A 12,809-nucleotide genomic window follows, 5' to 3' on the forward strand; every position below is an offset into this window, starting at 1 on the left:
ACATTCCCGTTGTATATTATCTATTCAAAAATGCATCTAATTCTTTCGCTAACGACTGTACTGCTTTCTTTCTCAATACATATTTTCCGTCATGAATATCTACTAACTTTGCTGAACGTAACAATTTCAAATGATGATGTACTGTCGATTTTCCTAGTTGTAATCTTTCCGTTATTTCTTGCAATGTACGTTCTTTTTCAAACAACATTTTTACAATTCGTAATCTCGCTTCATCCCCGAGCGCCTTATGTTTATGAACTAAAAAATAACTCGGTTCATACGGATCTTCCGGATGTATACTTTCATTTGCGACCGGATAATGAAACACTTTCGTATCTTCAATATCAGCTTCTATGTTCCACGGTCTGTATGTAATTTGCGGGATAAGAAGTACGTGATGCACACTTGGCTCTGGCATATATGTAACGCCACCTGTAGCCCACTCGACAAACTCTTCCGGTTTCATCTTTTTATTCATTTCATTTTTCGCTTCATAATCTCGCTTTAATATAGAGAGCAGTTGCTCCTCTTCTTTCTTAATAACACCCTCATACCATCCTGTCATAACCGCGATTAAATGACCCTTTAGTTCTTGTACATCTGCATCACATATAAAGCCAATATAAGTAGAGAAAAACTGGTGATCATGTGCCAGTTCCTTTAATTCATGTATTGCAGTTACGTCTCCATTTGCTGCTAAACGTCTTTTTCCTTGATGCATTTCTCCTAAAAACGGTAAGCACACATATTTAAAATCTACTTCCGATAACGAATTGATATTGTGAACAAACTGAGATAAATCCGTAAAATCTCCATCATACAGTAACTGTAGCAACGCTTTCCACGTATTATGCTTCTCAACAAATTGTAAATGCTCTATCATTTCATGTGATAAAGATTGTCTAATTTCTTCCCATTCGCTTTGAGATTTTTCAAGCGTGTCAATTAACCTCTTATGAGTAATTGCCGCAATGCCAAGTGCGCATTCGAAAAGTATCGAATACTTCATTTGAACGTTGTATGTTTCCCTTTTTCTACTCGTCACGTGAAAGACTTCCATTTTATCCCCTCCTTATTTGCTATGTATTAAATTCTATATCCATCGAATTATACCTTCTAACTTTTTAGAATTTTAAAACTCTCTGAAACTTTATATTGCTACAAGTTTTTAAATTTAAGCTGCAGTTAATTTTCTTGTTCAACTATGAGGCAGGTTTATTGAAGAGAAAGGAGAATTTATTACGTTTATAAAAATGATTTTGAAAGCATAAGTTTATTTCTGCAATTACTACAACGGCGCCGTATTGTTCTTTTAAAAACTTCCAAACATCAATCAGATGATAAGTAGGTACGTTTCTAATTTCTCTAACACTTGTTGTTGGTCTATCTCATAGTTAAGGAGGCTATACGAATGAGTAAAAAAGAAATATTACAAAATGGAGTCAAGCAAGTTTTTTACGAAGAAGAATGGTACCCACCGATATCAGAAGCGTTAAAGAATCTTACTGCTGCACAAGCATGTTGGCACCCAGAAGGAACGGCCAGTAATACGATTTGGGAAAATGCAAACCATTTACTAATCTTTAAAGAGCGCTTACTTTCCCGCTTACATCAGGATGACACATTTGTTGCTCCACAAAATAATGATGACACTTTTGTCCAAGGTGGACCTAATGATGATGGTGCTTGGCAACAAACAGTGAAGCGAACGCTCCAAGTACATGATGCCTTACAATCTTCATTAACATCCCTTCAAGAAGCAGAACTGGATCAACCAAGTCCGTCTCTACCAGTTTGGCAACAATATATGAATATCCTATTGCACGATGCATATCATACAGGTCAAATTATACAACTTCGTAAACTCCAAGGTTCATGGCCATCTCATCGTTCATATTTATAAGCAACGATTAAAGATGATAGATAAGCATATGATTCTTCATTTAGCAAAATAAGTACAAAAAAAGCAAATGAGATTCTAACTCTCATTTGCCTTTTTGCGTGCTGGAGAAACATCCTGCAATGAATTATTAAGCTTAATTAATATTCAACAAAGAATGTTCAATGGATAAAGTAAAACTTTAATTAGGCATTTCCGGGCCATTATCTCCCGCCTAACTTCCTCGCATTCGCCGCTTATCAATTCATCTGCGCATCGTTCAATATCCCAATTATTTCACTTAACATTTCTTCTGTAAAAGCACCTGCGCTAAAGTTCACTAATGCTCGTAATGGCATATAGTTCAGCATAGCGTCCATCATTTCAGATGCATCACTATCCCCTTCAGTCATACTACCAAACGGACTGTCTTTTAATGCTTTTTCCATAAGCCCTTTTGCGATTGGTGCTAAGATTGGGTCCGTAAATATGTCCCCAAGTAACGTATTACAATGCACTGGTTTTTGAGTTATAGTCGTTGATTGAACATACATGCTATCATGTAAAACGATCTCTTTTGAAGACTTTCCTACTAAAATCTCAAATTCACCTGTTTCAACATGCCAGTCCTTTAATTCAACATTATAATAAGCAAATGATCTTTTATTTAAAGTAAAGCTAACCGTTTTTTCTTCTCCCGGTTGCAATTCTACTTTTTCAAATCCTTTTAGCTCTTTTTCAGGACGAGTCATACTGCTTTCAACATCTTTTATATAAAGCTGAACAATTTCTTTCCCTGCTCTACTACCAGTATTTTTCACGTTCATACTGATAGAAACAGTGTCCGTATCCGTTATCTCTTTCTTATTTATTGAAAGATTACTATACTCAAAATTTGTATAGCTTAATCCAAAACCAAATGGGAACAACGGTTCAATATTTTTCGCATCGTAGTAACGGTATCCGACGAACACACCTTCTTTGTATTCCACTTTGTCCCCTTCACCAGGGAAGTTTAAGTAAGAAGGATTATCGCTTAACACTTTCGGGAATGTTTCCGCTAATTTCCCGCTTGGATTCGCATCACCAAATAATATATCGGCAATCGCCCCGCCTAATGCTTGGCCACCTAAATAGCCTTCAAGTATTCCTTTTACTTTACCTATCCACGGCATTTCAATTGGAGCACCGTTACTTAAAACTACAACGATATTACTTTGAACTTCAGCGATAGCCTCAATTAATTGCACATGATTTTCTGGCATTTGTAAATGTTTTCGATCAAAGCCTTCAGATTCATAACGATCTGGAAGTCCAACGAAAAGGACCGCTGTATCTGCTCGCTCTGCTATTTTTTTTGCTTCATTAACCATGCTTTCATTTACATCATCACTTGCAATGTCATAGCCTTGGGCAAATAATATGTTCGTTTTTTCACCTGATACAGTTTCAATTTCTTCAAGAATACTTTCAAGCTTTGTTGGATTAATATGAGAACTTCCGCCGCCTTGAAAACGTGGTTGCTTTGCAAATCCTCCAATTACTGCTACCGTTCCCTCTTTTTTCAGCGGAAGAATGGAAGCTTCATTTTGTAACATAACCATACTTTCACTTGCAACTTCTCTTGCAAGCTGATGATGCGCGTCCTTACTATACGCAGCGTTTTCTAATTGGTTATCATAAGCTTTAAAAATAATGTAAAGAAGACGCTCTGCCGCTTGATCAAGCTTTTCTACAGATAGCTTACCACAGTTAACTGCGTCGACAATTTTCTTCTCACCAATTCCAAAGCTTGAAGGCATTTCTAACTCCAAACCGTTAGCTAAACTTGCAACACGCTCATTTATTGCACCCCAATCAGAAACGACAAAACCTTCAAATCCCCATTCATCTTTTAAAATATCATTTAATAAATAGTTATTTTCCGAAGCGTATTCACCATTCACTTTGTTGTAAGCGCTCATTACTGTCCAAGGCTGTGCTTCCTTAATAACATCTTCAAAGCTAGCAAGATAGATTTCACGCAATGTTCTTTCATCAACAATTGCATCTACAGACATTCTGCGATGCTCCTGATTATTAGCAGCGAAATGTTTTAATGACGTTCCAACCCCTTGACTTTGTACGCCTTTAACATGGTTTGCAGCCATTTGTGATGATAAATATGGGTCCTCTGAAAAATATTCAAAGTTTCTTCCGCATAGCGGCGAACGTTTTATGTTTGCACCTGGTCCAAGGAGAACACCTACATGTTCAGCCTGACATTCTTCTCCTAATGCAACTCCTACTTGTTTTATTAATTCTTTATTCCATGTACTAGCTAACCCTACTGCTGAAGGGAAACAAGTCGCTGGAATACTGTTATAAATCCCTAAGTGATCTGCTCCCTCTGCCTGTTTTCTAAGGCCGTGTGGTCCATCAGTTACCATAATTGAAGGAATTCCTAATCGCTCAATCCCTTTTGTATTCCAAAAGTCTAATCCAGAACATAGACTTGCCTTTTCTTCTAATGTCATTTGTGAAATGATTTTCTTAATATCCCTTTTCATGATAGCCCTCCTAAAAAATAATTAAGTAAACGCTTTCTTAATGTTATTATAGTTATTATTTTTTAGATGTTATGGTATGTTTTTTAGAATAATGGTAAAAATTTTAGTTGATTATATTTATGGTTATACCGTACTCTCTTTCGCTCTTATTTTAAAACCTTTGCTTAGGAGAGGATTTTAACTTGTACATATATAGGCTAATGTTTAAAGAATAGAGGTTAAAATAATGAATTGCTCCAAACTTGAAGATTTATATTATATTTGTAAGTTGGTCTTTGACATACATAAAACACCTATCTTTTTCATTGATAACAAAGGGGATTTGGCATTTGAAATCTCGTCCAATATTCAGCATAACCCTTTGTATTCTTCAAAAGAGGCGTTATTTAATCAACTATTTAGGGGAAATCCACCATATACTTTTCCGGTACTTGAAGAGACTGCCTTTCTTGAAAATTTTTTCTCAATTAACTTACGTTTAAACGATCAACTTAGCGGGAATATCCTCGTTGGACCAGTCCTTTATTCCAGGTTATCAGAAACCTCAATTAAAGGAATCGTTAATGATCTTCAACTAAAAATAGACAAAGAGGAAATGATTCGCTATTATCAATCTCTCCCTGTTTTAAGCAATTTGCAATTTTTAAATATAAGCATGGTTCTTTATTACATGCTGTATCAACAAAAATTAGACATTGCTGATATTTTGCAAAAAAATATACTGTTAAAAAAGGATGATTTTGAAATTGAACAGCCCGCTATACATATATCGGAGCAACGTCAAAGTACACTAACTCATATCGATCCACTAGTTGAAAGGAAAATATTTGAGTGTATTAAAGAAGGAAAAAAGGATGATTTAATTAAAAATCTAAAAAAATTACCTGAATCAGGAGATCTTGGGGTGTTGTCAAAAACAAGCCACCTACGAAGCCAGAAAAATTCTGCTATCGCAGCAATTACACTTGCGACAAGGTCGGCTATAGATGGCGGACTATTTCCTGAAATTGCATATACCCTCAGTGATTTATTAATTCAAAAACTCGAAGAAATAAAAAAAAGTGAAGCCATTTCCCCATTTTTAGAGAATGCTTTACTTGAGTTCTCAGAACGAGTTAAAAACGGGAAAATGCAAAAACATTTAAAGCCTATAAACATATGTCAAAATTATATATTTACTCATCTTTACGAAGATATTACACTATCCCATCTAGCAGAAATAGTCGCATTAAATCCTAGTTATCTATCTTCCCTTTTCAAAAAAGAGGTTGGAATTTCATTAGGCGAATATATTCAGCGCGCTAAGATAGATGAGTCAAAAAGCTTAATGACCTATACAAAACATTCTATATCAGAAATCTCCACACTATTAAATTTCCATGACCAAAGTTATTTTACAAAGGTCTTTAAAAAACATACTGGTATTTCACCTAAACAATTTAAAAATGGATGCAGCTATTAATTGTCCTTCGTTCTACCAATAGATTTATTTTGTTGCTTTACATTATTAATACATATCCTTTATAAAGCGAAAAAACATTAATTTTTAGTACATAAATTGAAATAGATTAATCCCAAACATAATTTACATTCTTCATAACTTCTGATCATAATCCAAATTTGGAAGAATAGGGGCTTTTTTATATACAAATAATAAGCCTCAAGGAGTTGTTGACATGCATTTCATATTAAATATGTTAGGGATTTTCGTTGTAATATTAATCGTTTTCCTATGTTCGCCTAATAAAAGAAAAATAAAATGGAGACCAATTGTTATTCTAATAATATTGGAGCTTTTTATTACGTGGTTTATGTTAGGCACGAAATTGGGCAGTATTATCATTAATAAAATTGCGTCATTTTTCAGTTGGCTACTATCATGTGCGAATGAAGGAATTCGATTTGCATTTCCTTCAGCTATGGAAAATCAAACAGTTGATTTCTTCTTTAGCGCCTTACTTCCTATCATTTTTGTTATCACTTTCTTTGATATTCTTTCGTATTTTGGAATCTTAACTTGGATTATTGATAAAGTTGGTGCAATCATTTCAAAGATTTCTCGTTTACCAAAGTTAGAAAGCTTCTTTTCCATTCAAATGATGTTTTTAGGAAATACGGAAGCACTTGCAGTTGTTCGTGATCAATTATCTGTGTTAAAAGAAAATCGTTTGTTGACTTTTGGAATTATGAGTATGAGTAGCGTCAGCGGATCTATTCTTGGTGCTTATCTATCAATGGTTCCAGCAACATATATTTTCAGCGCTATTCCTTTAAACTGTATTAATGCATTAATCTTGGCTAATGTTTTAAATCCTGTAGAAGTTACTAAAGAAGAGGATGTTATTTATTCACCTTCAAAAAATGAAAAAAAAGATTTCTTTTCTACTATTTCAAACAGTATGTTAGTTGGGATGAATATGGTTATTGTTATTTTAGCGATGGTAATTGGGTATGTAGCTTTAACAGCATGTTTAAATGGTATTTTGAGCTTTTTTGTAACAGGTTTAACAATTCAAAAAATCTTCTCGATTATCTTTAGTCCCTTCGCTTTTTTACTTGGTTTATCAGGAAAAGATGCTATGTATGTAGCTGAATTAATGGGGATAAAAATAACAACGAATGAATTTGTTGCAATGATGGATTTAAAATCAAACCTAAAGTCTTTACAACCACATACAATTGCAGTTGCCACAACATTTCTAGCTTCTTTTGCAAACTTTAGTACAGTAGGTATGATTTATGGAACATACAATTCTTTATTTGGCGGGGAAAAATCATCAATAATCGGTAAAAATGTTTGGAAGCTTCTTGTTAGCGGAATGGCTGTTTCCTTATTAAGCGCTATGCTTGTGGGGCTTTTTGTATGGTAAATAATCTTTAAAATAAAAGACACTCACTATATGTTAAAGATATATAACTACAATTAAGTATTATAATTAAAAGCCTCTATCAAAAATTACTAAGTAACTTTTGATAGAGGCTCCTTTTATTTAGGTCGCTCTATATTCATCCAAAAAATTGAATACTACTTTATAGGGTTCCTTCTTTTTCCTCTCTACCGATAATGATACGTTAACTGAATATGTATGAAATATACATGATTCCTCGTTAAACAAAAGAGACAGGTTATTTAATAAAAAATAATAGTTTGGAAATACTACCTGTCAGAAAATCAAATTAGAATCGAGGTAATAAATTGATAGCTTCATTTCGTTTATTCATTACCTTAATACTTTTAATTAGTTACCCAATGACAATCATTGCTAAAGAAATTAAGTATAATCACAACAGCACTACTATTCCAGAAATACAGAAAAAAGTTAATTTCACTATTTTATCTCCAAAAAAGATTCCAGATGATTGGACATTAGATACAAAAACATCTCCTTGGATAAGCCTACATTATATGGATAGCAAGGATACAAAGCTAATGGTTGCTATTCACTTGAGTAGGAGAATTCCATTATCTGATAAAGACTTCACCCATGCTGAACAAATTGTGATTAACGGAAATAAAGGTTATTTTTCAGCATGGGGAAATAGTGGAACACTGGACAAGAATGGAGAACTCATTACAGGTGGTTTACTCTGTTGGACACAAGCTGGAACATATGTAGAAATGCAAAGTACAAGATTACCAAAGGAAAAAATGCTAGAAATCGCAAGGTCAATGAATTAACGTTATTTACTTGTAGAGCAATAATAAGTATTGAATAAATTAAATACAATAACTTCCTATATCGAAAATTATGTAAATAAGCTGTCCATATGGGCAGCTTATTGTATTTTTGTCTTAGCTTGTTTTTTCAAAATGCGCCGATCCTCCTTTACTACGTCTACAATTTTGACAATTTACCAAGTAAAATGGCATTGTCTTTTTTAGTTTTTTGTTTTCTTCATCCACGACCTTTTACTAAGCTAAGCATTCATTTTTTAGGTAAGTTCCTTAAACTACCTTTTATTACCAATCTAAAATTATGCATAAAAAAAGGACATTAGGAACATCGTCCCTTACTGTCCTTACTCATATATAAAACTAATTGCGTGTCTTTTATCTTCGAATCTGACCATTTCCACGAATCACATATTTTGTAGAAGTTAATGCAGGTAGCCCCATTGGTCCCCTTACGTGTAGCTTTTGTGTACTAATGCCAATTTCTGCACCGAATCCGAATTCAGATCCATCTGTAAAACGAGTCGATGCATTATGGTAGAGTGCTGCGGCATCAACAGATGTGAAAAACTTACTGACGTTTTCCTCGTTCTCTGTAATAATCGCTTCGGAATGCATGGATCCATACGTATTTATATGATGAATCGCTTCTTCTGTAGTGGAAACCACTTTAACTGCCAGTGTGAGAGATAAAAACTCTGTTTCCCAATCTTCTTCTGAAGCTAATGCAATAGAAGAATCAATTGCCAATGATTTACTATCTCCACGTAGCTCCACGCCTCTTTCCTTCAAAGAAGAAAACAGCTCGCTACCAAATTGCTGCGCCCACTTCTCATGAAGTACAATCGTTTCTATTGCATTACATACAGATGGACGCTGCGTTTTTGCGTTTATAATAATATCAAATGCCATTTGTTTATCCGCTGTTTCATCAATGAAAATATGACAATTTCCCGCACCTGTTTCAAGTACTGGAACAGATGCTTCTCTCACTACAGTATCTATTAACTGCTTGCCGCCTCTTGGGATAAGAACATCTAAGTACTCATTCAATGTAAACAACTGCTTTGCACTATCTCGCGTTGTATCTTCTATGAGCTGTACACTTTCTGGAGGCAAGCTTGTTTGTTTGAGCGCTCGGTGAATAACGCTAACGATGGCTTTGTTAGAATTGATAGCAGAAGAACTACCACGTAATATGACTGCGTTTCCTGTTTTCAAACAAATTGTAGCAGCATCTACCGTTACATTCGGTCTTGCCTCGTAAATCATTCCGACAACACCAAGTGGTACACGCATTTCCTGAATAGATAATCCATTTGGTCGCTCCCATGCACTTACACATTCTCCAACAGGATCGCGTAATTCAATTAACTGCTTAATCCCCTCTGCCATATCAATAATACGCTGTTCATTGAGCATAAGACGATCAAGAAGAGAATCGGAAAATCCTTTTGCCTTCCCTTCTTCAATATCCCGTTTGTTTTCCTCTAAAATATAAGCTGTTTCTACTATCATCTGATCAGCAATCGCAGCAAGTGCTTCGTTTTTTTGATTTGTAGATTTAAGTACAAGTTCTCTAGCAATTTCTTTCGCCTTTTTCCCCTTTGCCACCACTTCATTCATTTTTATTTCCTCCTTTTAAAAAGTTAATAAGTAAAAATTCAAGACCCGTTTATCTCCACCAACTAATTGTTTCCCGCCTATGGAATTAAAGAATTTGAGCAGTGGACTCTGCCCTCGCTATTCTTAAAATGAAACCCAATGATCCCTATGGATGACTTCATAATTATGCCTTTCGCCTCTTGCTTGAATATCTTGGCTTTGCATACCTTTTAAATTCCTTAGTTCCTCTGCGCTATATGTGCATTGTCCTTTTCCTATTACGCGCCCTTGTTGCGTAATTACTTCCACGACTTCATCCACTTGGAAAAATCCAGACACACTAGTAACACCAGCAGGAAGTAAACTCTTTCCATGTTGAATGATGGCAGTGGCTGCCCCCGCATCTACTTCAATTTGTCCGCTAACAAGCGAATGCAAGGCGATCCATTGCTTGTTCATCTTAATCACTTTTTGAGGAGCATTCCCGATATATGTTCCATCACCTTTGCCCTTCATAACATCTAAAAACTTCTCCTGTCCACATCCCGTTCCGATAAATACACTCACTCCAAGAGATAGTGCCGTCTTTGCAGCATCGATTTTTGATTTCATACCGCCAGTCCCAAGTTTTGAGCCAGCATCTCCTGCAAGAGAAGCAATTTCTTCCGTTACCTCAGGAAGGAAATGATATTTTTTCGCATCCGCATTTTTCTGAGGATTTTGGTCATATAAACCGTTCACATCTGTAAAAATCATGAGCATATCTGCCGAAACAAGTCCGCTTACTAAAGCTGACAGCATATCATTATCACCGAACGTTAGCTCTTCTAAAGAAATGGAATCATTTTCATTGATTATAGGAAGAGCAGAACGGTTTAGTAGCTCTCCTAAAGTAGCGTAAGCGTTACTGTATTGTTCTTTTCTAGAAAAATCACTTCTCGTTAGTAAAAGTTGTGCAGTAACGATACCATATTTACGGAATTCCTCCGTGTATGCCTGCATTAATAAACTTTGCCCGACAGCTGCAGCAGCCTGTTTCCCTTTAATTGTCACAGGTCTGCTAGGATACCCTAGAGCAGAAAAACCTGCAGCGACTGCCCCGGATGTAATTAGTAAAACTTCATGCCCTTCCTCTTTCAATCGTGCCAATGCAGCAACGTGATCTGAAAGTTGTTCTTTAGAGATGCCTCCATGACTTGCTGCCAAGGAACTGCTCCCAATCTTTACAACAATTCGTTGTTTTTTCACTTTTTTATCCCCCAAGTCTAAAATCAAAGTTTTTATAAAGTGAAACTTTAATCAGTGGGGGTTTTGTTCATCCCCCCACTGATTATTAGTTGAACCAATCGGGCATTTATGGGCAGTTGATCTCCCACCTACCTTCTTTGCTCCACCTGAATTTTGAGGTGGGAGTTTTACTGCCCGTTAATGCGGGATAAATTACACTTTTATTTATACAGTTTGCAGCTATGTCTATCCTCATCAATGCTGCACCTATAGTACTAAAAGGCAAAATAAAAATGACCGCTTCGCCCTTAATAAAATAAAAAGGACGAAACGGTCATTGTTCCGCGGTACCACCTTAATTGATATACATAGATATCCACTTGGCGCCTATAACGCAGGCGTACGCCTAAACTTTCATTTAAGACTCGGGGATAGGTTCGATACATTCTATACGAGGAATCTTTCAGCCGGTGAATTCCACTCTCTTTCGTAAGAAGACATATGTACTATTTCCCTTCAACGATTTTCCATTTGATTTTTTATATTATGCTATATATTTCGTTTTTGTGTCAAGAGGTATTTTGCAAAATGAATAGAGCGACAAGCTTTAAGTATGAAATTATGTACACACTTATGAATATCACCATATCTAGAAAAAGTTGATATAACTATACCTATTCTCCAACATGCTTTTAAACGTTACCAAATAGTAAATAACATAAAATATTAAATAATTGAGAATGCACTTGTTTAGTACAGAATAAAATTGATTTCTTTATTTTTTGTATTGCAAAAAAGAACGTATTCTCTTAGAATGTTTCTTTATATTGCACTTGGATGTTATTGTTATTTTAGAATAATAATTTGAAACCGATATAATTTATGATAAAAGGAGCCAGATTGAGTTATTATGAACAAACAAATTGGATTCATCGGATGCGGAAATATGGGAATGGCTATGATTGGCGGGATGATAAACAAAAATATAGTGTCTTCAAATAAAATCATTTGTTCAGATTTAAACACTACGAATTTAAAAAATGCTAGTGAAAAATATGGACTAACTATAACAACTGACAACAATGAAGTAGCTAAAAATGCTGATATTTTAATTTTATCAATTAAACCAGACCTATACGCATCAATAATTAACGAAATAAAAGAAGTGATAAAAAACGATGTTATCGTCGTAACGATCGCTGCAGGAAAAAGCATTAAAAGTACTGAAGATGCTTTTGATAAAAAGTTGAAGGTTGTACGAGTAATGCCTAATACACCTGCTCTTGTTGGAGAAGGAATGTCTGCGCTATGTCCTAATGAAATGGTGACAGAAAAAGATTTAGAAGATGTATTAATCCTTTTCAATAGTTTTGGTCAAACGGAGATCGTAAGTGAAAAATTAATGGATGTTGTAACATCTGTAAGTGGTTCTTCACCAGCATATGTATATATGATTATAGAAGCAATGGCAGATGCAGCTGTATTAGATGGTATGCCAAGAAATCAAGCATATAAATTCGCAGCTCAAGCTGTGTTAGGCTCTGCAAAAATGGTACTAGAAACAGGCATACATCCAGGTGAATTGAAAGATATGGTTTGTTCCCCTGGCGGAACAACTATAGAAGCTGTAGCAACATTAGAGGAAAAAGGCTTACGAACAGCCATCATTTCAGCTATGCAGCGTTGTACGCAAAAGTCTGTTGAACTATCCGGTCAAACTAAAAAGTAACAACTGCAAAAAAGACCAGATTAGCTGAATACACAAATCTTTAAACAGCTTTACACTTTATGCACATGTGGTTTACATACTCCCCTGTTTCCACTAAAAGATAAACGGACAAATTCATGAATAATTGAGTTTGTCCGTTTCGCATTT

The 12,809-nt window shown here is 35.2% G+C and carries 9 protein-coding genes and 1 other annotated feature; of the genes, 5 read left to right on the top strand and 4 right to left on the bottom strand.

Annotation, left to right across the window (positions count from 1 at the left end; genetic code table 11):
- Positions 1 to 16: 16 nt before the first annotated feature.
- On the bottom strand, positions 17 to 1,060 hold the full coding sequence (locus QCI77_RS14925) for an ArsR/SmtB family transcription factor (protein ID WP_215589811.1): 1,044 nt from the start codon (positions 1,058 to 1,060) through the stop codon (positions 17 to 19).
- Between the two features lie 351 nt (positions 1,061 to 1,411).
- Between QCI77_RS14925 and QCI77_RS14930 the strand changes: the two genes are divergently transcribed.
- A complete protein-coding gene (locus tag QCI77_RS14930; RefSeq protein ID WP_113709971.1) occupies positions 1,412 to 1,903 on the top strand; it encodes a DinB family protein in 492 nt (163 codons plus the stop codon).
- A 236-nt stretch (positions 1,904 to 2,139) separates the two neighbouring features.
- Here QCI77_RS14930 and QCI77_RS14935 read toward each other — a convergent pair whose 3' ends face one another.
- On the bottom strand, positions 2,140 to 4,428 hold the full coding sequence (locus QCI77_RS14935; RefSeq protein ID WP_353825145.1) for a glycoside hydrolase family 3 C-terminal domain-containing protein: 2,289 nt from the start codon (positions 4,426 to 4,428) through the stop codon (positions 2,140 to 2,142).
- A gap of 226 nt (positions 4,429 to 4,654) precedes the next feature.
- On the opposite strand from QCI77_RS14935, the gene QCI77_RS14940 reads away from it, so the two are divergent.
- The 3 genes from QCI77_RS14940 to QCI77_RS14950 all read left to right on the top strand — a co-directional run bounded on the left by QCI77_RS14940 (position 4,655) and on the right by QCI77_RS14950 (position 8,107).
- Positions 4,655 to 5,890, top strand: coding sequence for a helix-turn-helix domain-containing protein (locus QCI77_RS14940; RefSeq protein WP_353825146.1), 1,236 nt, complete (start codon positions 4,655 to 4,657; stop codon positions 5,888 to 5,890).
- Between the two features lie 214 nt (positions 5,891 to 6,104).
- Complete coding sequence (locus tag QCI77_RS14945) at positions 6,105 to 7,298, top strand: NupC/NupG family nucleoside CNT transporter (protein WP_113735796.1); 1,194 nt, start codon at positions 6,105 to 6,107, stop codon at positions 7,296 to 7,298.
- A gap of 326 nt (positions 7,299 to 7,624) precedes the next feature.
- A complete protein-coding gene (locus QCI77_RS14950) occupies positions 7,625 to 8,107 on the top strand; it encodes a DUF4367 domain-containing protein (protein ID WP_002142282.1) in 483 nt (160 codons plus the stop codon).
- A gap of 372 nt (positions 8,108 to 8,479) precedes the next feature.
- On the opposite strand, the gene QCI77_RS14955 is transcribed toward QCI77_RS14950, so the two are convergent.
- Together QCI77_RS14955 and proB are read right to left on the bottom strand one after the other, a co-directional pair.
- The gene (locus QCI77_RS14955) at positions 8,480 to 9,727 is read right to left on the bottom strand and encodes a glutamate-5-semialdehyde dehydrogenase (protein WP_340813427.1); all 1,248 of its coding nucleotides are present in this window, start codon (positions 9,725 to 9,727) and stop codon (positions 8,480 to 8,482) included.
- 123 nt (positions 9,728 to 9,850) lie between these two features.
- Positions 9,851 to 10,954, bottom strand: coding sequence for a glutamate 5-kinase (proB, locus tag QCI77_RS14960; protein ID WP_353825147.1), 1,104 nt, complete (start codon positions 10,952 to 10,954; stop codon positions 9,851 to 9,853).
- A gap of 297 nt (positions 10,955 to 11,251) precedes the next feature.
- Positions 11,252 to 11,462 (bottom strand) — a binding site (T-box leader).
- Between the two features lie 381 nt (positions 11,463 to 11,843).
- Here proB and proC point away from each other — a divergent pair.
- On the top strand, positions 11,844 to 12,662 hold the full coding sequence (proC, locus tag QCI77_RS14965; RefSeq protein ID WP_113769242.1) for a pyrroline-5-carboxylate reductase: 819 nt from the start codon (positions 11,844 to 11,846) through the stop codon (positions 12,660 to 12,662).
- Positions 12,663 to 12,809: the final 147 nt, after the last annotated feature.

The organism is Bacillus cereus group sp. MG9 (assembly GCF_040459995.1).
Taxonomy (GTDB): Bacteria; Bacillota; Bacilli; order Bacillales; family Bacillaceae_G; genus Bacillus_A; species Bacillus_A mycoides.

What these genes read in the sequence shown, in the direction of transcription:
- proC (WP_113769242.1), top strand. Translation starts at nt 11,844, where the DNA reads ATGAACAAACAAATTGGATTCATCGGATGCGGAAATATGGGAATGGCT.
- QCI77_RS14945 (WP_113735796.1), top strand. Translation starts at nt 6,105, where the DNA reads ATGCATTTCATATTAAATATGTTAGGGATTTTCGTTGTAATATTAATC.
- QCI77_RS14925 (WP_215589811.1), bottom strand. Translation starts at nt 1,060, where the DNA reads ATGGAAGTCTTTCACGTGACGAGTAGAAAAAGGGAAACATACAACGTT.
- QCI77_RS14935 (WP_353825145.1), bottom strand. Translation starts at nt 4,428, where the DNA reads ATGAAAAGGGATATTAAGAAAATCATTTCACAAATGACATTAGAAGAA.
- QCI77_RS14930 (WP_113709971.1), top strand. Translation starts at nt 1,412, where the DNA reads ATGAGTAAAAAAGAAATATTACAAAATGGAGTCAAGCAAGTTTTTTAC.
- QCI77_RS14955 (WP_340813427.1), bottom strand. Translation starts at nt 9,727, where the DNA reads ATGAATGAAGTGGTGGCAAAGGGGAAAAAGGCGAAAGAAATTGCTAGA.
- QCI77_RS14940 (WP_353825146.1), top strand. Translation starts at nt 4,655, where the DNA reads ATGAATTGCTCCAAACTTGAAGATTTATATTATATTTGTAAGTTGGTC.